The 20,717-nt window shown below is 36.7% G+C and carries 18 protein-coding genes; 6 read left to right on the top strand and 12 right to left on the bottom strand.

From position 1 onward, the window contains the following. The first annotated feature begins 56 nt into the window (after positions 1 to 56). Both J0M15_00985 and J0M15_00980 read left to right on the top strand, forming a co-directional pair. Entirely contained in the window at positions 57 to 809 is a 753-nt protein-coding gene (locus J0M15_00985) for a hypothetical protein (protein MBN8535600.1), read from the top strand. A 31-nt stretch (positions 810 to 840) separates the two neighbouring features. Next, entirely contained in the window at positions 841 to 1,875 is a 1,035-nt protein-coding gene (locus J0M15_00980) for a hypothetical protein (protein MBN8535599.1), read from the top strand. Here J0M15_00980 and lon read toward each other — a convergent pair. From lon to hemW, 7 genes are all read right to left on the bottom strand, one after another. Next, positions 1,872 to 4,307, bottom strand: coding sequence for an endopeptidase La (gene lon / locus J0M15_00975; protein ID MBN8535598.1), 2,436 nt, complete (start codon positions 4,305 to 4,307; stop codon positions 1,872 to 1,874). The genes J0M15_00980 and lon overlap by 4 nt on opposite strands. A gap of 202 nt (positions 4,308 to 4,509) precedes the next feature. Continuing rightward, the gene (locus J0M15_00970; protein ID MBN8535597.1) at positions 4,510 to 4,953 is read right to left on the bottom strand and encodes a TraR/DksA family transcriptional regulator; all 444 of its coding nucleotides are present in this window, start codon (positions 4,951 to 4,953) and stop codon (positions 4,510 to 4,512) included. A 229-nt stretch (positions 4,954 to 5,182) separates the two neighbouring features. Further along, complete coding sequence (locus J0M15_00965) at positions 5,183 to 5,563, bottom strand: TraR/DksA family transcriptional regulator (protein MBN8535596.1); 381 nt, start codon at positions 5,561 to 5,563, stop codon at positions 5,183 to 5,185. Positions 5,564 to 5,646: 83 nt separating this feature from the next. Beyond that, positions 5,647 to 7,359: a penicillin-binding protein activator gene (locus tag J0M15_00960; GenBank protein ID MBN8535595.1), complete on the bottom strand. Its 1,713-nt coding sequence runs from the start codon at positions 7,357 to 7,359 to the stop codon at positions 5,647 to 5,649. A 23-nt stretch (positions 7,360 to 7,382) separates the two neighbouring features. Further along, positions 7,383 to 8,390, bottom strand: a complete 1,008-nt coding sequence (locus tag J0M15_00955; GenBank protein MBN8535594.1) for a DnaJ domain-containing protein — start codon at positions 8,388 to 8,390, stop codon at positions 7,383 to 7,385. Positions 8,391 to 8,416: 26 nt separating this feature from the next. Further along, positions 8,417 to 8,986: a nucleotide exchange factor GrpE gene (grpE, locus tag J0M15_00950; GenBank protein ID MBN8535593.1), complete on the bottom strand. Its 570-nt coding sequence runs from the start codon at positions 8,984 to 8,986 to the stop codon at positions 8,417 to 8,419. Between the two features lie 96 nt (positions 8,987 to 9,082). Continuing rightward, the gene (gene hemW / locus J0M15_00945) at positions 9,083 to 10,273 is read right to left on the bottom strand and encodes a radical SAM family heme chaperone HemW (GenBank protein MBN8535592.1); all 1,191 of its coding nucleotides are present in this window, start codon (positions 10,271 to 10,273) and stop codon (positions 9,083 to 9,085) included. Positions 10,274 to 10,289: 16 nt separating this feature from the next. Between hemW and J0M15_00940 the strand changes: the two genes are divergently transcribed. The 4 genes from J0M15_00940 to tatC all read left to right on the top strand — a co-directional run bounded on the left by J0M15_00940 (position 10,290) and on the right by tatC (position 14,987). Then, complete coding sequence (locus J0M15_00940; protein ID MBN8535591.1) at positions 10,290 to 12,884, top strand: insulinase family protein; 2,595 nt, start codon at positions 10,290 to 10,292, stop codon at positions 12,882 to 12,884. 156 nt (positions 12,885 to 13,040) lie between these two features. After that, on the top strand, positions 13,041 to 13,688 hold the full coding sequence (locus J0M15_00935; GenBank protein ID MBN8535590.1) for a hypothetical protein: 648 nt from the start codon (positions 13,041 to 13,043) through the stop codon (positions 13,686 to 13,688). A gap of 133 nt (positions 13,689 to 13,821) precedes the next feature. Further along, positions 13,822 to 14,205 carry a twin-arginine translocase TatA/TatE family subunit gene (locus tag J0M15_00930; GenBank protein MBN8535589.1) on the top strand — a complete coding sequence of 128 codons (384 nt, stop codon included), beginning with the start codon at positions 13,822 to 13,824 and terminating at the stop codon, positions 14,203 to 14,205. Between the two features lie 11 nt (positions 14,206 to 14,216). Then, positions 14,217 to 14,987, top strand: coding sequence for a twin-arginine translocase subunit TatC (gene tatC / locus J0M15_00925; GenBank protein ID MBN8535588.1), 771 nt, complete (start codon positions 14,217 to 14,219; stop codon positions 14,985 to 14,987). A gap of 56 nt (positions 14,988 to 15,043) precedes the next feature. On the opposite strand, the gene J0M15_00920 is transcribed toward tatC, so the two are convergent. The 5 genes from J0M15_00920 to J0M15_00900 form a co-directional block, all read right to left on the bottom strand. Continuing rightward, positions 15,044 to 15,574 (bottom strand): acetyl-CoA carboxylase biotin carboxyl carrier protein subunit, encoded by a 531-nt coding sequence (locus tag J0M15_00920; protein MBN8535587.1) that lies wholly within the window; start codon positions 15,572 to 15,574, stop codon positions 15,044 to 15,046. A 17-nt stretch (positions 15,575 to 15,591) separates the two neighbouring features. Beyond that, positions 15,592 to 17,109 (bottom strand): acetyl-CoA carboxylase biotin carboxylase subunit, encoded by a 1,518-nt coding sequence (gene accC / locus J0M15_00915; GenBank protein ID MBN8535586.1) that lies wholly within the window; start codon positions 17,107 to 17,109, stop codon positions 15,592 to 15,594. 36 nt (positions 17,110 to 17,145) lie between these two features. Next, positions 17,146 to 18,708, bottom strand: coding sequence for an acyl-CoA carboxylase subunit beta (locus J0M15_00910; GenBank protein ID MBN8535585.1), 1,563 nt, complete (start codon positions 18,706 to 18,708; stop codon positions 17,146 to 17,148). 93 nt (positions 18,709 to 18,801) lie between these two features. Beyond that, a complete protein-coding gene (gene asnS, locus J0M15_00905) occupies positions 18,802 to 20,091 on the bottom strand; it encodes an asparagine--tRNA ligase (protein ID MBN8535584.1) in 1,290 nt (429 codons plus the stop codon). 108 nt (positions 20,092 to 20,199) lie between these two features. Further along, the gene (locus J0M15_00900) at positions 20,200 to 20,688 is read right to left on the bottom strand and encodes a DUF1456 family protein (protein MBN8535583.1); all 489 of its coding nucleotides are present in this window, start codon (positions 20,686 to 20,688) and stop codon (positions 20,200 to 20,202) included. Positions 20,689 to 20,717: the final 29 nt, after the last annotated feature.

The following is a 20,717-nucleotide window of genomic DNA, read 5'->3' as shown; positions in this document are numbered from 1 at the left end:
AAAACCTAAACCATTATTTTTTAGTTTTGAAAATAGAAAGTTGGAAGGATAGTTTAATGGATCAATGGTTGCCACTTACAGATTATGCAACAAAGTATAAAGTAAGCGTTAGTACATTGAGACGGCGAATTAAAGCTGAGGACATTAAATATTTATTTCAAGATGGTAAGTATTTTATTTATGAAAACCTAGGACCAACAAGTTCAACAAATTCTAAAGTAAATAGCCCCTCCCAAAGTTATTTAAATTCAGAATCAGCACCACCAGAGTTATCACCTTTGACCTCGTTAGAACTTGCAGTTGAAGGTTCAACTGAAGATAAGTTGGAGTCTTCAATAAAGAATGAAGATTCCAACTTTCTTGAAAATTTAAGAAAAACAGCTACATCAAGATTGCCCCAATTAAAAAATGAAGTTGGAATGTTGTATAAGAATAAAAATCCAAAACAGGAATTGAGTTCTGCAATTTCACCTTCTATCAACATAGAAGAAGAATATTATTTTAAGAAACAAAAAGAAGATCGAAAAATAGTTTCAGAGTTCGAATATGTAAAAACAGAAATGCCTGCATCAGCTAGTGAAAATTCAGGAATCAAAGAGTTTTCTGAAAAGATATCTAAAATTGGAGTCAAAGAGCCCATTTTAACAGCAGCCAATAAGCTTCTGGCGGAACTAAAAAAAGCCTACACTCAAATTCTTCACGAAAAAGAAGAACAAATAATGACTTTAAAAGAGGAAGTCTCGGATTTAAAAACCTTAGTTAAGGTTCTGGAGAGCGAAAATAATAGAATAAAAAATCAGTGGTCATGATGTGGTAGGTATTTTGCTATAGTTTTTTGAGATGAAAAAAAACTTACCAAAACGGCTTAAAATTATACTAGCAATCTTAAGTTTAGCAATAATTACATGGGGCGATCAGAGAATAGACAAAGAAAAATGCTCATCAGTGGACTTATCTGAAAACTTTGGGCCGCTAAGAGATCAAAGAGATATAGGATGGTGCTATGCAAATGTAGCAGCTGATCTTATCGCGTTTAAATTTAAAAATGAATTGAGGGGCGCTCGGGTTTCTGCCAGTTATATCGCATTACTAAATAATGAAATTTTTCAAAAATACCCCAATGATGATGTCGGCGATGTTCTTCCTGCTTTGCTTATTGCTGAATATTTTGGTGTTTGTACAGGAAGTTTAGAAGAAGAATTTTTCATAACGGGTCCGCATAAAACTCTGCGTGAAAAAATAAATAATTTAGTTTACTTAAAAGATGCCTACGATAAAAGGAAAAAAAATCAAGAATATTTGAGCAGTTATTTACAAAGAATAAATCAATATACTCTATCAAATAGTTTAATGAATAAAATTTCACTCGAAGAAGTAGAAGAAATATTAAAAAACTCATCAAGAAAAACGTTTCTGCGAAAATTAGCTAATAGGATTTGTGGAAAGGACTTAATAAAATTAAAAATGGACATAAATGATGTCGATTATAATTATTTTATGATCAATGGATTATTTCACTATGAGCTAAGTAAAGGTTTCGCAATATCTGGAAAAGAGAATTTAATAAAAAAAACTAATTATTATATTTCAAATAACAAACCAGTTTCTGTTGGTTATAATACGAGCATTTTTGACGAAAAAGGATATCAATCTTATCAAACATACGGAGGTCATGTCTCACTCATTGTCGGGCGACGATGGAATGATGAACAAAACCAGTGTGAGTTTTTATTAAGAAATTCTTGGGGCATAAACTGTTCCAGTTATCAGAATCCAGAGCTAATAGGAAAATGTGACCCCAAGACCGGATATTTGTGGTTACCAAGTGAAATTTTAAAAAGAGGTATCACCGAAGTGCTTAGTTTTAAAAACTAAGCAGCTGCCGATGATGTCTTGTTCTTTTTTTCTTTTTTAACATCAGTCTTCTTGTTTTTTCCTTTTGCTGATTTATCTAATGCGACAGCAAACACTTCATCTAAATTTTCTGCTAAAATGAAATTCATTTTATCTTTAAATAATTTAGGGATGTCAGCTAAATCTTTTTGGTTAGCAAGAGGAATAATAACGTTTGTAATTCCTTGATTTAAAGCAGCTAAACACTTCTCTCTGATGCCGCCTACAGGAAGAACTTTACCTTGTAAGGTTACTTCTCCCGTCATGGCAAAATCATGTCGAATTGGAGTTTCAGTCATTAAACTCACAAGGGCAGTTGTTAAAGTTATTCCAGCGGAAGGCCCATCTTTTGGAATGGCTCCTGCCGGCAAGTGAACATGAATATCATAACGATCAAAGAAATCTTCAGGAATACCCAATTCTTCCATATGTGCTTTGCAGTACGACATGGCAGCATGAGCGGACTCCTTCATCACATCTCCAAGTTGTCCCGTAAGTGCGAGATGTCCTTTTCCTTTCATCTTAAGAGCCTCTACTTGTAAAACTTCGCCGCCTGCTTGGGTCCATGCTAAACCTTGCACAACTCCGACTTGAGAATCATATAGCTTTTCTTCTCGCAGGAATTTGGGTGGTCCCAAAAGTTCCGTTACTGTTGTTGGCGTGATTTCTAGATGTGAGGCTTCATTCATGACAATCATCTTTGCAATTTTTCTACAAACAGAACCAATTTCTCTTTCTAGATTTCTTAAACCAGCTTCACGAGTGTAGCCAGAAATGATGTACTTAATACCGTCATCTGTGAAAGTGACTTGGTCCGAGGTAATTCCATTGTTTTCCATTTGTCTTTTTATTAAATGTTTTTTGGAAATTAAAAGTTTATCATTCTCGGTATATCCTGGTATTTGAATGATTTCCATTCGATCTCTAAGGGCTGCAGGAATATTTTCCAATACGTTGGCAGTTGCAATAAATAAAGCATTACTTAGATCAAAATCAACATTGAGATAGTTATCTCTAAAGGTTGCATTTTGTTCTGGATCTAAAACCTCAAGCATCGCCGCCGAAGGATCACCTCTGAAATCACTTCCAAGTTTATCGATTTCATCAAGAACCAACACGGGGTTGTTAGTTTTGACTTGTCGCAATGCTTGAACAATTTTACCAGGCATAGCCCCAACATAAGTTCTTCTGTGACCACGAATTTCAGCTTCATCTTTGACGCCACCAAAAGCGATACGAAAATATTCTCTACCCATAGCGCGAGCTATCGATTTTCCGAGCGATGTTTTCCCAACCCCTGGAGGTCCAGCAAAACAAAGGATAGGACCTTTCATCGTGCTTTTTAATTTTCTGACAGCTAAAAATTCTAAAACACGATCCTTCGCTTTTATTAATTCATGATGATCTTCATCAAGGATTTCTTTAGCTACTTTTAAATCAATAGAATCTTCGGATCGTTTATTCCATGGCAAATCTACCATCCAATCCAGATAGGTTCTAACCATCGTTGCTTCGGAAGCATCGGGATGCATTCTTTCCAGGCGATGTAGTTGTTTCAGTGCTTCTGTCAATACGGGCTTGGGCATTCCTGAAGAATTTATTTTTTCCTTTAATTCCTCAAGTTCTTCGGATTTTGAATCATTATCACCAAGTTCATTTTTTATGGCTTTCATTTGATCTTTAAAAAATTGCTCACGATTGTTTTTACCGGTCTCGTCTTTTCCCGACTTTGCTTTTTGTAGCAATTGCATGGCTTCGATTTCAGAATTTAACAATTCAAGAACAAGCCCCATTCTTTCTTTTGCGTCGGCCGTTTCAAGAACTTTTTGAGCCTCAGCCACTTTAATTCCTAAATTGGCGGCTATCAAATCAGCACCTTTTCCTGGGTCTTGTAGATCATCTAACACTAATAAAATATCAGGGAGAAGGGTTTTTCCTAAGGAAATAATTTTCTCAATTTTTTCTTTAGATTTTTGCATTAAGACTTCATTCTCAGTGGGCGTTGTGGTCCGCAGATCTTCGATTTTCTCAACGGCCACTTCAAAATTTGGATATGTTTTGGAATAATTTTTAATGCGGGCTTTGGCGACTCCTTGAATTAATATTCGAATCTGGCCATCAGGAACTTTTTTCATTCGCATAATCATCGCGACGGTTCCAACCGTATAAATCGAATCAGGATTAGGATTTTCTTCATTTAAATCTTTTTGAGAAACCAAAAAAATTAAACGATTTTTTGACAAAGCCTCTTCCACAGATCTAATAGAAGATTCTCTACCAACAACCAATGGTATAATCATATATGGAAACACAACAAAATCCCGTACAGGAAGCATGGGTAGTGTTGATGGAACTTCAACTGTCTTATCATCTTTGTAATTTCCACCATTTCCGCTTCTGTCATCAAAATTCATAAAACACCCTTTTCTTTTCAATGTCTTTTCAAGATTTCCTGACATTTTTCTCGGCTGGAAAAGGCAATAGCTTTACTCAAATATAACTATCAAAGGACCGGATTTTGATTGTGCAAAAATATGGATAACTGACACTTAGTCCAGAAAACTATAGAAAGTGACAAAGACTTCCACGTCTTAAATCTTTTGACATAAAAAATGATTACTGAATTCTTTTTCTCTCTTCTTCAAGATCTTCCATACAAGAAACACATAGGGTCGCAAGGGGTCTTACTTGCAGTCTTTTGGCGTTAATCATGTCTGAACATATTTCACATTCGCCATAGGTTCCTGCGGCAATCTTGCCCAGAGCCTTTTCAATCTGAATGAGAGATTTTAAATCCCTTTCATGCAAATGGATTGAAAGATTTTGGCTCAGCTCATTAGAAGCAACTTCAGCTTCATCAGACAACTGTACCGTCTCTGCTTGCTGTCTTTTAAACTCATTGGTTTTATTCAAAATGGAACTTTTTTGAAAAAGTAAAGACTCTTTTAAGGTAGGGATTATTTTTGCAAGAACTGGTTCTTCTGAATGATTTTCCAAATTAGGAGCGATGAGAGTGTTATTTGATTTTTGTAAACTTAATTTCTTAGATTTTGGTTTCATAGTTTTTTGAAGTTTTGAACTCTTTGCTGAGATACTAGCTTGTTTCATTTTCCCCTCCAAAAGTGAGAATATATTTTACTCTAGTGAATGAAATATGGGTGAATTAAACGTACAACAAGTTTCATGTCATCAAAAAAATGAATTTGATTATTTATTCAACAAAGATTTAACGCGATGAAATTAAATCAAGACAGAGATGTTAAGATCATTTCAGACAAACAAAAATAATTTATATCTGAGCATAATGTTTTTTATATCTTTCGCGAATTTCTGCTCCTTCAATACTTAGTCTTGTCCAAGGAATCGTTAGCAATCTTTGTTTCTCGATTGGCTCTAAGGTTTCTTCGCAAAAACCAAAATCTCCATTCTCAATTCGGGCCAATGCAAATTCTACTTCTAATAATTGATTTCTGATTCTATCTTGCGTGATAAGAATATTATACTCTTCTATTTGTGCAACAGATTGGTCAATCTCATCCCCAACATTTTTATTATTTTCTCTAAATCTTTCGGCAGAAACTTTCATTCTGTTAAGCAAATCTTGTTTTACAAGAGTTAACTTTTGGCGACATTCTAAAATAAACTGGTCATTGAAATTTGAAACCTTCATCATTTCCTCCATTAATTAATTGGATCTTAATTGAATCCAACCTTTGGAGCCTATGAGTCTTCAGCAACGAAAAACGGTTAAAATTAATTTTTAAAAATCGAAACTTCACCCTTTTTTAGAGTTAAGGTGATGAGAGGCTTTAAAACTTCTTTGGTTGAGGTCACATTTAGCTGTCCGTAACTTGCAGGAAATGATTTAAGTTGAGTTAACTTTAGGCCAAGATCTTCTCTGGTGTCAGAACCCTTTAAAATCAGTTGCCTCAGAATTAAACCAGAATCATAAGCCGAGATTTCAATCTGAGAAGGTTTCTCATTAAAAATACTTTCATAGTCCTTTGCAAAATCAGAGGCAATTTGATTTGGTCCATCTGAAATAAAACTGTCTACAAAAAGAACGGGAAAATTAAAGTTAATAAATTTTTTACTAATGCCAGGTATGTTCAACAGGTTTGTTGACAAAATAGTTGTATCTTTAATTCCTGAGTAACTTAAGAAAGCACCGATTTGAGCAATCACACGGGCTTGATCCGGTATAAAAATAGCATCAAAATCTTGAATAGCAGGAAGGATATCGTCAACGTTGACGTTTTCTCTAGAGTTTTTGGTTTTCAAATTTTGTTTAAAAAGTTTCAATTTTTGCAAGTACTCTTCTTTTCTTGCTTCTATATAATAGGTGCCAACGAGCCGTTGGACCATGGGCCTGAAATCATTTTCCTTAGGATTGTAAGTTTGTGCAGAAACAATGTGACCACCTTGAGCCAAAACCTCGTCCCAGAAGGCATTAGTGTATTCAATTCCATAAGGATCATTCGGGTAAAGAATTGCAAAATTTTTCATATTCAAATCAAGCATTGCCGTTCTCACAATTTGTCTGACTTGCATTTCTGGAGTTAAGGAATTTCTGATGGAGGTAGGATGAATTTCATTGATCCCTTGTTTTTGTGACAAATAAATAAAAGGTACATTGAATTCATTAGCAACTATAAGCTCTGACTGAACGGTTTTATTAAGTGCTCCACCAATAATAGCAATCACATTATCTTCTTTAATCAAACGCTCAACCCCGATTCTTGCCGTATCGGCGCGGCCTTCACTATCAACAATTGCAATTTTGAATTTTGAAAAAGATTGATGGGTTCCTAGACCTAACTGAACCCCGCGAAGAAGGCGCTGGCCAATAGCTGCATTTTTTCCAGTTAATGGCAATACAACCCCTATTGTTTGTGGAGAGACGCGCCGGCTTATCTCCATATCATTGAGAATGGTTTTAGATTTTTCTGCTAATTCACCATCAGGCATGAGTTCAATGACTGAGTGATAGAACTTTTTACTTTCCTCTGGGTTAACTTGCATTTCTTTGTTTCCAAGGCGAAATAAAGAATAGCTTCTAAAATAACCGTAATCAGAAGTTCTAGAGACATGGTGCAGCTCTTCAGATGTTAGTTTTTCATTTATTAGCTCAATGGATTTTTGTTTGTAATTTTCAATTTTGGCAGGATCTCCAGTTGAAAGGGCCAAAGCCGAGCTCAGATTAAAGGCTTCTAAAAATGAACCAGCTCTAACCAATTGGGAATAATTAAAATCATCATTTGGAAGAGGTGTCGTCTTTGTTTGTTGCGGTTGTTGCACTCCATGGGGACTTCCTGCTTGCATGCTTGAATTAGAAATCGGTTTTTTTTCTGAAGATCTTTCGATGGTTTTCTCTGAAGGGACATGATTTACTGAGTGAGTTTTTCTTATCGGAGAGGCACAGCCAACTAAAAAAAACACAGGCCATAGCCATCGAAAATTAAACATAAAATTCCTTTCAGCGTGCGTAATTATTTAAATTTTCCTAGACGAATTAATTTTTCCTTATATTCTTTGACCATGGGAGTTTCCAAAGCTGCCTGAGAAAGCTTGTTAAAAAGCTCCTTATCTGCTGGCGAAATTTCATTGGGAATATCAACAAGCACTTTTACCAACATATCTCCGCCTCCAAAACCACCCATTTTAGGAAGACCTTTTCCTTTAACTCGTAAAATTTGACCCGTATGAGTGCCAGGCGGAATTTTAATCAACACTTTTCCTGTGAGCGTGGGAATTTCTACAGCCGTTCCTAAAATGGCATCTAGAAAATGAATAGGCAAATTTAATATGATATCATTCTCATCCCGTTGAAACAAAGGATGTTCTTGAATCTGAATAATTACATATAAATCACCAGCGGCTCCGGAGGTTGATGAATCTCCCTCACCAGTCAACTTTAATTTCTGATTTTCTTTGACTCCCGCAGGAACAGTAACTGCAAGTTTTGCATTTTCTTCCTTGGAACCACGATTTCTGACAAAATGGATGGGTTTTTCACATCCCAGAGCGGCTTCTTCCAAAGAAATACTCAGTGTGTATCTTAAATCAGCACCACGTTGATGCTTTCTTCTGGTCTGAGATTGATAGCCACCACCAGAGGGCGAACCGCCATTGCGATTGGCTCCAAAAATTTCGCTAAAAACATCGCCAAAGATATCTTGAAACGGATCACCACCTTGAGAAGGTCCTCCTGAACCTCGACCAAAAGGATTGCCGCCCCCAAAGGGGTTTCCTCCGGCGCCAAAAGGATTTCCACCAGATTGAGTGTGTCCAAACTGGTCATAGACTTCTCTTTTCTTGGGATCACTTAATGTTTCATAGGCTTCAGAAATTTCTTTAAACTTTTCTTCGGCTTTTTTATCATCAGGATTTCGATCAGGATGAAATTGAATAGCTAACTTGCGATAAGCCTTTTTAATTTCTTCGTCTGAGGCTGTTCTAGAAACACCCAAAAGATGATAAAAGTCTTGTTTCGCCACCACTGCTCCTTTTAGTTAAACTCAGATTAATTAGATTCAGAATTTTTTGATGGGGCCATTGCCACAATAACTTGTCCCGGTCGAATGATTTTTTCTTGATATTTGTAGGGCTTTTGAAAAACCTTTACAACATAACCAGGGGGTAATTTATCCGTAGGTTCAGCACTGAGGGCTTCATGAATATTTGGATCAAAGGGCTTGCCTTCGCTAGGAATCTCGACAACGGCATGTTTAGTTAAGAGGCCCTTTAATTCAGAAGAGGTCAGATCAATTCCTTTCACAAAAGTTTGAAAGTTATCGGCAGTTACCTTCATTTGCATGGCTCTTTCAAAATTATCAAGGACGCCCAAAAGGTCTTTAATAAATCTTTCAGCTCCGTATTTTAAAAGTTCAGAGCGCTCTTTAATAGAATGTCGTTTATAGTTTTCGAATTCTGCTTTTAAATAGAGGTAGTCGTTCTTAAATTTATCCACCTCCTCTAAAAGTTTTGTAGTTTCACTGTTTAAATCTGTCGAGTTTGAGTTTAGTGGATTCTCATTTTGATCAGAGGTCGTATCATCGGAATTTGAAGAATTAGGTTGTTGATTTGAACTCACAGGGGTTCTCCTTCTCTAAAAGTTGAGTCATGCTAAGTTGAGGATAAAAATATATTTTATCCCTTGTATATACAACTATTAAGGTGTGAATCTATCTTAAAAAGTCAATTTTTGAAAAACAAAATTACTGATCATTTTTCCATTATTTGAGAGGGAAAAACCCATAGGTGTCTCAATCAAAAGACCACCGGCGGTAAGCTTTCTAAAGGAAGATAGAGCCTGTTGATAGAAAGTATTTGAAAACTTTGCTTCCAATTGTGACAAATCAATACCTCTGGCAATTCTTAACGATGTATGACAAAAATCTGTTAAGGACTGGTTCTCAGCAAGAACCTCGAAATATTTTTTTGGCAACTCCTTTGGCGAGATAAAACAAAAATCATTTTGAGAGCTTTGTTCCCTAATTTCATTCTCATAAATTTTTATATTATTTGGGTTCCAAAACCTTGATCCCCAGGGGGTGCTATTTTCAAAAGATTGTTTAACATAAGAATGACTTGAAAGTCCAAATCCAGCATATTCTTGATCCGTCCAATATAACATATTGTGTTTGGACTCAAAACCTGGTTTTGCATAATTTGAAAGTTCATATCGAAAATACCCACTATGAGTTAGTTCGCGATCAATAGTCTCGAACATGGAAATTTGCGCGTCTTCGGGGGGGCGGTTTTTAGACAAAGGATGTCCCTCCGGAACGGTCAGGTAATAAGGACTTATATGAGTAGACCCCAGACAAACAGCTCGAAGAATGTCCTCTTTTAATTCTTCGACATTTTGAAAAGGAAGACCAAATAAAATATCGAAGTTAAAATTTAACTTGTAGCGCCTAAAAAGATCCAAGGATTCCAAGGTCTGTTCTACAGAGTGTTCGCGATGGACTCTTTTTAGATGATTTTGATTAAAGGTTTGAGCACCAAGGCTGAATCGATTAAAACCCAACTCTAGATACTGATTTAATTTTCGCTCATTCACGGTTCCAGGATTTATTTCAATGGTGAGTTCTGCATCTGGACTGCGATAAAATCCTTCCCTTGATAAGGCTTCCAATAGGAGTACAATATTTTCAATGGAAAAAAGACTTGGAGTGCCGCCGCCAAAATAGGTTGTGTTTATTTCTCGAGTCGTTGAGCCGCCAAGGAATAACCTTTTTTTCAAAGCGATTTCTTTAATCACTAGCTGGGTGTAACTATCTGGTGGCAGTATTTGTGATTGTTCGTAGGTCGCAAAATCGCAATAGGTGCAGCGTTGAATACAATAGGGAATATGAAAATAGACACCGAACAACATAGGGAGAAAATAGAGTATGTCCAAAAAATATCAACTAAAAAATGGTTTAAAGGTATTACTTGTAGAAAGCCATAAATCGCCGGTGGTTTCCATTCAAATGTGGGTTAAAACAGGAAGCGCAGATGAGGGAAAAAATGAAGAAGGTATTTCTCACTTTATAGAACATTTGGTATTTAAAGGAACAGAAAAATACAAGTTGGGGGAAATAGCCTCTGCGGTTGAGGGGTCTGGCGGAGAATTAAATGCTTATACTTCCTTTGATCAAACAGTGTTTTATGTCACCATTTCAAAACAGTATTCCGATGTGGGGCTAGACGTTATCAGTCAAATGATGGGGTATCCAACTTTTGATAAAAACGAAATTGATAATGAGCGAGAAGTAGTTATTGAAGAAATCAAAAGAGGAGAAGACTCTCCGCAAAGACAGATTTCCCAGATGTTATTTTCAACAGCGTATAAAAATCATGCCTATAAAGTTCCCGTTATTGGTTATGATAAAAACATAAAAACCTTATCGGCAAAAAAAATAGTGGAGTACTTTCATAGCCGTTATGCCCCTAGAAATATGTTTCTGGTTGTCGCTGGGGATTTTGTCTCTGCAGACATGAAGAAAAAAATAGAATCTTATTTTGGAGGATTTAAAGATTATAAGATTAAAAAAGTGGTGCGAAAAAAAGAACCAGTTCAAACTAAAACACAAATTCTTGTTCAAGAAACAAAATTTCAAGAAGCGCTTACCTATTTAGCTTTCAAAGGACCCAATGTGAAGCATAAAGACGTTACAGGTTTAGACGTTCTTGCATTGATTCTTGGACAAGGAGATAGCTCTAGACTTGTTAAGTCACTCAGAATGGATTCGCCCATCGTTAACTCGACCGGGGCCTTTGCCTTTACCCCACAGGATGAAGGGCTTATTGCGGTTTCTGCGAGTTTAGAACCAGAGAATTTAGCGGCCTATTTGGAAAAATTAAAATTGGAAATAATTAAACTCATTCAAACTCCACCGAGTCATGAAGAAACTCAAAAGGCCATTACAAATATTGCCTCTGAACAAATCTATTCCCTGGAAAGCGTTGATGGTCTTGCAAGAAAAGTGGGATCTCTTGAGTTTTACATGAACGATCCTAACTACTATAAAGAATACCTTAGACAACTTTACGCCCTTCAGCCGGAAGACATCCAAAAGTTAGCAAAAAAATATTTGGATCCAAAAAAAATGACCTTTGTTTTGATGACGAAAAATTCAGTGTCAGAAGGAAAAGCACTCATTGCTCAATTCGTGAAAGATCTAGAAGAAGAAATTTCATATATTGGAAAAACAAAAAAATTTGCTCCACAAAAATTAAAATTTAATTTTAATTTGGAAGCGACAAAAGCTAAAACCGAAGTGGTCACTTTAAAAAGAGGAATAAAATTATATTATCGTGAGCAAAAGGAAACCCCAACTTGCTCCCTTAAAATCGCTTTTTTAGGCGGTGTCAGATTAGAAAATGAGACACAAGGTGGATTGGCAGAACTTTATTCAAGAGTGTGGCCTGCAGGATGTGCTAAGTTTACAGAGCAGGAAATCAACGAAAAAATTGATAAAATGGCAGCGAGTTTAAGTGCTTTTTCTGGGCGTAATACTGTTGGTTTGAGCCTTAATTATTTATCCTTAAATGAACAAGAAATACTGGATATTACTGGGGATCTGATTTTAAACCCAACTTGGGATGAAGAAATTATTCAAAGAGAAAAGCAGATACAAAAGAATCAAATACAGTCTCAAAACGATAATCCTTCTCAAGTTTGTATAATGCAGTTTATGAAAGGAATGTTTCATGGTCATCCTTATGCTAAAGAAATTTTAGGAAGCAAAGAATCTTTAGATCGTCTCACTCAAAAGGATTTTAAAAATTATCATGAAGCCATTTTAAAATCAGGAAACATGTATTTATGTGCTGTTGGTGATTTTAATAAGGCAAAACTTGTTCAAGAATTGAATCATATCATAGAAAAAATACCCGTTGGGGAAAAGTTTTCATCCAAATTTCCATTAAGTGATTTAAGTCAAGACAAGGTGATTTTTCATGAACTTAAGAAAGAGCAATCACATGTGGTTGTTGCTTATCGTGGATTGCCACTTGGAGATAAAGACCGATACACCCTAGAAGTGATTCAATCAATACTTTCTGGCCAAGGTGGTCGATTATTCATCGAACTAAGAGACAAAAACTCCTTAGCTTATTCGGTATCTCCAATAAAAATGGAAGGAATAGAAACAGGATATTTTGGGGGATACATTGGTTGTTCACCAGAAAAAGTAGATAAATCGATATCCATGCTTAAGGAAGAATTCAAAAAACTTTGTACGACCCCGGTGGCTTCTGAAGAATTATTACGTGCCCAAAAATATTTATCTGGAAGAAATGATATTGATTTACAAAAAAAGGGAACTATTTGTACGGGAATATTGTTTGATGTGATTTACGGAATGGACTCTGATGAGATTTTTAAAGCTACTGAAAAATATTTTCAAGTAACTGCTGATGATATTTTAAGAGTCAGCCAACGAATCTTTCAAACACCATCGATAATATCCGTGGTTGGGGCCACACCTCCGAGTGTTTAATTTTTTTAAGAACAATAAAATGGTTTGCTGAATTGTGATTTTGAGCCCCTCATTTATGTCTCAAAATGAGAAAATAATGATAAAAGTCTAGTTATTGTAAGTCTTGTCTTTAATTGAGGATAATATTTTTATACAATGTAAACTGGAACTAATATTATGAGTAGTACTGGACCTAAAATACAGAACGAAAATTTTAGTCTTTTGCTAAGTCCTTCGGACTATTTTAATGATGCTATTGATGATGCTCTAAATTCTCGTCGAATTAAAGCTGATCCGTATGTAAGACAATATTTGGTAAAACTTTTAGAGTTTTTTCTTTCAACAGAAAATCTTTTTGAAACTGAAATAGCAGATGAGTCTGGCAAAAAAAAACCTCAAACGTTAGCTGAGATTTATTTGGTTGCAATTAATTCTGAAAATTCAACGAAACTGGACTTGTTAAGAAAGTTAGGGGATAGAGCGCTTTACATAAGTGGATTTTTCGGCGATTCGCTTTCAAGAAAAATAATTGATGTGGATTACTATGTGAATATGGGTGGTAATGCCTATGGTGAGCTTTCCCACTCGGTAAGTAAAAGTGATCCTTTAAAAAAAGTATTCGCAGTTTTTTCTAAACAATTTTCTGACTTTGTGGAGACACTAACTTATATCAGTCATAAATCGATGATTTCTAATAATCAAAGTTTGCTTAGATTATATGATAGCTATTTAAAAACAGGTTCTGATCTTGCCAAACAAAAATTAGATGAAATGGGAATTGTTACGGTACCTTATGACAGTAAAAAATCATATAAACAAAATTAGATAATAATTCTATTTTGTCACGCGCCCAGTTATGTAGAATTAAAATTCTTAAGTTAAAATTATAATTGGAGTATTATTTGTTTGTGAGTTCTAATTAGGCGTACATGATTGAATTGGAATCAAAGGGTATACAATGTTTGGCTTAGGGATGAGTGAAATTTTAGTTTTGGGGATATTAGCTTTGATTCTCATTGGACCTGATCAGCTTCCAGAGATTGCGAGAACGATTGGTAAGTTTTTAAATGAGCTTAAAAGATCAACCGAGGGACTAACCGATGATTTAAAAAAACAAGCTAAAGTTGATTTGAATTTTATAAATCCAGAAGAAAATAAATCATTGTCTCCTCCGGCAGAGGAGATTGCAGAAAACAAAGTACATCGATTGATTGCAGATGGAAAAGATAAAGAAAACGAAACCCAGTTGAACTTATTTGATTCGAAACTTGCAGGAGATAAATCAACTGAAAAAAAAACCATAGTCGATGAATCAATCGATGAAAAACCTACAAAATCTTAAAGAGAATCCGAATGAATGATCAAACCCAAGAAAATTTAGAACATCACATGACCCTTGTAGAGCATCTCCGGGATCTCAGAAAGAGATTAGTCAATAGTTTGTGGGCATTAATGATATTTACAGGTATCGCCTACGATTATAGTAATGAAATTTTTGATCTTGTTAGAAAACCCATTATAAAATATTTGCCAAGTGGAGGCTTGGTGTATACCGCTCCTATGGATAAATTTATGGCCCATTTTAAAATTTCTATTATTATGGGAATTATTTTGTCGAGTCCGTTTATAATTTACCAAATTTGGTTATTTGTGGCCCCTGGCCTTTATCGAAATGAAAAAAAGTATGCCGCTAGCTTCATCAGTTTAGGAACGGTTTTGTTCTTATCTGGAGTTTTGTTTTCTTATTTTGTAGCTTTACCGATGGCGTTTGAATTTTTATTTAACTTTGGTGGGAATGAAGACAAGCCATTGATTACGATAGAACATTATCTCGATTTTGTTGGTCAATTTAGTTTGATGTTTGGAGTGTCCTTTGAGCTTCCACTTATAATGTGTATTTTGGCAATGTTAGGGATTGTCTCTCAGAAATTTTTGATTGAAAAAGGTCGTTATGCCGTGATGATCCTCGCAGTAATTGCTGCAATCATAACGCCCCCAGATGTGATGAGCATGATGATAATGCTCGTACCCTTAGTCGTTCTTTATTATATTGGAGTTATTTTGGTGGGATTTGTTCAAAGAAAATCAACTGGCATTGATGGCTCACCAAGTAGCAAAGAATAAAAATGCAAGTTTTATCTGGAATTTTTAGTAAACTTAACAAGGTCCTTCTTAGCGCTCTATCCAATTTCTTCAAATTTTAGCAAGAGGGCGCCAGCTTCGACACTGTCGCCTTGTTTAACACAAACTTCTTTAATCTTTACATCTCGGTCGGAGCGCATTTCATTTTCCATTTTCATAGCTTCCATAATGAGTAAAGATTTATTCGCTTTGATGATCTCACCTTGTTTGGCAAAAATTTCAATAACTTTGCCAGGCATTCCGGCACGAAGCTCGTTAGCGCCACCAATGGAGCCTCCTTTTTTAAGAGATTCATGCAAAAGCATCTCATCGTTAAAAATTTTAATGTTTCGAAATGAGTTCCTTGCGAAAACGGTGTATTTAGTATCTTTGCCAATGACATCCACTAAATAGGACTGCCCTTGAAATAAAAAACTTATATATTCTTCAGCTTGTTTGAAATCATTTTTCGAAACGTCATAGTGTTGCCATTCCCCCTTTTCAGGTTGTATGGAAACTTTCCAGCTATGTCGAAGCTCTGTCACATCTAGTTTATATTTTCGTCCTTTAAGGTCTGCTTCAAAATACATTTTTTACCTCAGCGTTCTTAGGCTAATCGCATTGACATTTTTCTGCCAATTCGTTTCCAGTTAGAAGTTATGTTTAAATGTCGAACATCTTTTGACTTGCGATCATTGTAAGCCGTGATGGCTGCGGCGATAAGAAACATGGGATCTTCAATTTGTTTAAACAAAAGGGGTTCGATCACTTCAAAGTTTTTTTCGATGAATTGAGTGGTATAGCTACCATCTAGAAATTTAGGGTGATCTAAAATAGTTTTATGAAGCACGATGTTTGTTTTAATTCCAGTTAAAACAAACTCACTTAAAGCCCGTTGCATTCTACGAATGGCATCTTCCCTAGAATCACCCCAGGTAATGAGCTTAGCAATCATGGGGTCATAGTAAATTGGAACTTCGTAGCCAGGATAGGCATAGGAATCAACTCGCATAAATGGCCCTTGTGGATGTCGACAGGCGCGAATCATTCCAGGGGAAGGCTTGTAGGTTACGGGATCTTCGGCGCAGATTCTGGCCTCAATAGCATGACCTTTTATTTTTACATCTTCTTGTTTGAAGCTTAGGGGCCTTCCTGCCGCGACAAAGATTTGTTCTTTTACTAAATCAATCCCGGTGATGGCTTCGGTAATGGGATGTTCCACTTGAAGACGAGTATTCATTTCCATGAAAAAAAATTCTTTGGTTGAGTTATCAAAAATAAACTCAATAGTTCCCGCGCCTTCGTAATTAATTTGCTTGGCAGCTCTAACAGCCGATTCACCCATTCGTAAGCGGACCTCTGGAGGAACAGAGGGAGACGGAGCTTCCTCAATAATTTTTTGATGTCGTCGTTGGACAGAACATTCTCTTTCATATAAGTGGCAAACATTTCCATGTTGGTCGCCAAAAACTTGAATTTCAATATGCTTTGGATCGTTAATAAATCTTTCAATATAGACTGTCGGATCAGAAAAATAATTTTGCCCTTCTGACTTGCAAGCGCGAAATCCACTCTCTAACTCACTTTCCTGGCGGACGACTCGCATGCCTTTTCCACCACCCCCCGCAGAAGCTTTTATAATAACAGGAAAACCAATCTCTGCAGCTATCAGCTTAGCCTGCTCTAAGGTTTCAACTCCGCCATCGCTTCCAGGTACGGTGGGCACCTTGGCTTTTTTCATTAAGGCCTTTGCGGAAAGTTTATCGCCCATGGCTTCGATATTTTCTGATGTTGGGCCGATAAAAACGATCCCGGCTTCTTTACAAGCTCGAGCAAAATGGGTGTTTTCAGAGAGAAAACCATAGCCAGGGTGAATGGCATCAACGCCAGCCTCCTTGGCCACACTGATAATTTTAGGAATATTCAGATAGGACTCTTTAGATGGTGCTGGTCCTATATTGTAAGCCTGATCGGCCAAAAAAACATGAAGACTGTCTCTGTCCGCATCACTAAATACTGCGACTGCAGAAATGCCAAGCTCGCGACAAGCTCGTGTGATTCGGATGGCAATTTCTCCGCGATTTGCGATTAAAATTTTCTTAAAAGGGAGCTTATTATTTTTCATTTTTTACTTTTTCCTTCAAGTGAAGTTAATCTGTTTTTAAAGAGGAATATTTCCATGTTTTTTGGGGGGATTGACTTCTTTTTTGTTTTTCAACATCTCTAACGAATCGATGATTCTTTTTCGAGTCATTGCAGGCTCGATGATTTCATCTGTATATCCCAGTTCAGCGCTGATATAGGGATTTGAAAATTTCTTTTCATATTCTTCAATCAAACGAGCTTTTTCAGCAACAGGATCTTTGGCCTTTTCAATCTCTGCACGAGAAATAATACTCACAGCGCCCTCGGCACCCATCACAGCAATTTCAGCAGAAGGATAAGCCAGATTCACATCGGACCTTAAAAGCTTTGACCCCATAACGATGTAAGCTCCACCATAGGCTTTCCTGGTGATCACAGTGATTTTGGGAACAGTAGCTTCAGCGTAGGCATAAAGCAATTTCGCTCCATGAGTGATGATCCCATTCCATTCCTGATCTCGACCGGGCAAAAACCCAGGAACATCAACAAAGCTCACAATTGGTATATTAAAAGCATCGCAGAAGCGAATGAAACGAGCGGCCTTTCTTGAAGCTTCAATATTTAAACAACCAGCAAGTACTTGAGGTTGATTCGCAACAATCCCTACGGGACGGCCATTAAATCGAGAAAAACCAACAACAATATTTTGTGCAAAATTTTTATGAACTTCTAAAAAATAACCTTCGTCAGCACACTCTGTAATTACCTGAATCATGTTATAGGGTTTTTTAGGGTTATCGGGAATCAAAGTATTTAGTTTTTCAACAATGCGATCAGGCCGATCCGCCGAAGGTAAAATGGGCGCATCGTCTAGATTATTAGCAGGCAAAAAATTAAGCAATTCACGAATCATTAACAAACAATTTTTATCATTTTCTACAGCGAAATGGGCCACTCCCGATTTTTGCGAATGTGTCGTTGCTCCGCCCAAATCCTCTTTGGTCACATCTTCATGAGTGACTGTTTTAATAACGTCGGGACCAGTGACAAACATGTAACTTGAATCTTGAACCATAAAGACAAAATCCGTAATACTGGGTGAATAAACCGCTCCACCCGCACAAGGGCCCATGATGGCCGTAATCTGAGGAATCACTCCGCTGGAAGTCACGTTTCGAGTAAAAATATCCGCATAACCCCCAAGGGATTCGATACCTTCTTGAATTCGTGCTCCTCCAGAGTCATTGATGGAAATAAAAGGAGCACCATTTTTAGCCGCCAAATCCATAACCTTACAAATTTTATTTGATTGAGTTCGCGACATGGAACCACCAATAACCGTGAAATCCTGGCTAGAAACATAAACTAATTTTCCATTGACGCGCCCATAACCAGTGATGATTCCATCACCCATTACTACATTTTTTTCCATGCCAAAATTAGTACACCGGTGCGTGACGAATCGATCCGTTTCTACAAAACTTCCAGGATCTAGCAAAACATCCAAGCGTTCTCTGGCAGTGAGGCGTCCACCTTGTTTATGTTTAGAGACTCGAGCTTCTCCACCGCCACGCATAGCTTCTTCATTTCGTCTTTCAAGTTCTTGAAGCTTTTGAATGTTTAAATTTTCTGTTTCCATCAGTTCTCCTAAATAGAGTTAAAGTATAATTAGTATAATTTGCATCATTTTAAAAATACATAATCTAAAAACGTAAATCAAAAATACAATTTTTTAAGGGTAACTTCGACCATACAGCCTTGGAAAGGGGATGGTTTCCCGCACATGAGGCAGCCCGCAAATCCATGCGACAGCCCTCTCAACACCAAGACCAAAGCCACTATGAGGGAAGGAACCATAGCGTCTTAAATCTAAGTACCATTGGAAATCTTTTTCGTCTAATTTATGTTCCTTAATTTTAGTTAATAATTTTTCAATACTTTCTTCACGCTGACCACCACCGATAATTTCGCCATAGCCCTCCGTAGCGAGTAGATCACAACCCATGGCATATCCTGGTTCTTTGGGGTCTTCCTTCATATAAAAGGCTTTGATGGCTTGAGGGTAATGGTGAACAAAAACAGGTTTTTCAAATTTGGAAGAAATGATCGTTTCATCGGTGGCTCCGAAATCATCACCGACATTAAATTCTGGATTTTCTTTTTTTACCAGGTCTGCGGCTTCTTTGTAGTGAAGGCGTGGGAAAGATCCTTTGATCACTTCAAGTTTGGCGGTGTTTCTTTCTAAAATCTTGAACTCATCAGGGCGATTTTTAAGCACACGCTGAACAATGTACTCTATGAATTGTTCAGCCAACTCCATATTATCGTACATGTCATTAAAGGCAACTTCTGGTTCAACCATCCAAAATTCAATCAAATGCCTGCGTGTTTTTGATTTTTCGGCTCGAAAAGTTGGACCAAAGCAATAAACCTTACCAAAAGCTGCGGCCGTAGCCTCCATATACAATTGACCCGATTGAGATAAATACATTTTTTCATCAAAGTATTTGGTTTCAAAAAGATTAGTTGTTCCTTCACAAGCACTTGGAGTGAAAATAGGTGCGTCAGTTAAAGTAAAGCCGCGGCCATCAAAAAAATCTCTTATGGCATAAATGATTTCATGCCGGAGCCTCATGATTGCATGTTGTCTTTTAGAACGAAGCCAAAGATGACGATTTTCCATAAGAAAATCTGTCCCATGGTCTTTTGGAGAAATGGGATAATTTTCAGAAGGAGCCAAAATCTCAATGGATTGAGCACCCATTTCATAAACATTTTCATGTTTTGGATGCTTTCTGACGGTGCCAATTAATTTTACCGTGGTTTCTTGAGTTATTTTATCAAAGAGCTCAAGTGCTTGATCATCGCATTCACCTTTAAAGAACACGCAAGGAACAATTCCCGTTCCATCGCGCAATTCCATAAATTTCACTTTGCCAGAGGATCTGGTTTGATAAGCCCAACCTTTGAGCTCAATTTTTTGCCCAACATAATTTTTTAATTCAATAATATAGTAGCGCACTTAAGCCTCCACGAATTTTTTAACGGAATCACGCCTTGTATCTGACCTTTTGGGGACAGACTCATTAAATGAAGAACGTGTAACTCTATTAAATATATTGTGAAAAGTTTAGCTTTTTTTTATACCACGAATTTTGTGCGTTAAACCCTTAAGAAAGTTTCTTAGAAATTGATCTCCACTGGGTCGAAAGTTTCGATGCTGTTCATTTCTGAAAATAGCGCTGATTTCGGGCTTTGAAGCCTTAAACCCTGCATTTTCAAGCAAAGAAAGAATATCTTCTTCTTTAAGCTCAAAGGCGACTCGTAATTTTTTAAGAACTAAATTATTCGTAATAACATGACTGACAGGGGGCGCCGGAGTGGGGGAGAGAGCCTGCGGTTCCTTTTTTCCTCGTTTATAAATAATGAGTCCATCCAAAAAATGAGACATAAAAATATCATCACATTTTTTAAAACCAGGATCCTCTTCCTTTTTTAAAAATGAAACGACGTCGTCAAGGCTAACATCGTAATTTGTTAGTTTTGCGATTTCAATAATTTTAGGATCTCTTATGTCTAAAATATTTCGAACACTTCGCAGGATATCATTGTTTAACAAGGTGGCCTCGGTTTCCTTAATTCAGATTA

Source organism: Deltaproteobacteria bacterium, assembly GCA_017302835.1.
Taxonomy (GTDB): domain Bacteria; phylum Bdellovibrionota; class Bdellovibrionia; order Bdellovibrionales; family Bdellovibrionaceae; genus UBA2316.
Note: the sequence above shows the minus strand (reverse complement) of the source record. Positions and strands in the feature narration are given on the sequence as shown.

Coding starts and splice junctions, on each gene's coding strand:
- J0M15_00985 (MBN8535600.1), top strand. CDS start 57: ATGGATCAATGGTTGCCACTTACAGATTATGCAACAAAGTATAAAGTA.
- J0M15_00980 (MBN8535599.1), top strand. CDS start 841: ATGAAAAAAAACTTACCAAAACGGCTTAAAATTATACTAGCAATCTTA.
- lon (MBN8535598.1), bottom strand. CDS start 4,307: ATGAATTTTGATGACAGAAGCGGAAATGGTGGAAATTACAAAGATGAT.
- J0M15_00970 (MBN8535597.1), bottom strand. CDS start 4,953: ATGAAACCAAAATCTAAGAAATTAAGTTTACAAAAATCAAATAACACT.
- J0M15_00965 (MBN8535596.1), bottom strand. CDS start 5,563: ATGAAGGTTTCAAATTTCAATGACCAGTTTATTTTAGAATGTCGCCAA.
- J0M15_00960 (MBN8535595.1), bottom strand. CDS start 7,359: ATGTTTAATTTTCGATGGCTATGGCCTGTGTTTTTTTTAGTTGGCTGT.
- hemW (MBN8535592.1), bottom strand. CDS start 10,273: ATGTTGTTCGGTGTCTATTTTCATATTCCCTATTGTATTCAACGCTGC.
- J0M15_00940 (MBN8535591.1), top strand. CDS start 10,290: ATGTCCAAAAAATATCAACTAAAAAATGGTTTAAAGGTATTACTTGTA.
- J0M15_00935 (MBN8535590.1), top strand. CDS start 13,041: ATGAGTAGTACTGGACCTAAAATACAGAACGAAAATTTTAGTCTTTTG.
- J0M15_00930 (MBN8535589.1), top strand. CDS start 13,822: ATGTTTGGCTTAGGGATGAGTGAAATTTTAGTTTTGGGGATATTAGCT.
- tatC (MBN8535588.1), top strand. CDS start 14,217: ATGAATGATCAAACCCAAGAAAATTTAGAACATCACATGACCCTTGTA.
- J0M15_00920 (MBN8535587.1), bottom strand. CDS start 15,574: ATGTATTTTGAAGCAGACCTTAAAGGACGAAAATATAAACTAGATGTG.
- accC (MBN8535586.1), bottom strand. CDS start 17,109: ATGAAAAATAATAAGCTCCCTTTTAAGAAAATTTTAATCGCAAATCGC.
- J0M15_00910 (MBN8535585.1), bottom strand. CDS start 18,708: ATGGAAACAGAAAATTTAAACATTCAAAAGCTTCAAGAACTTGAAAGA.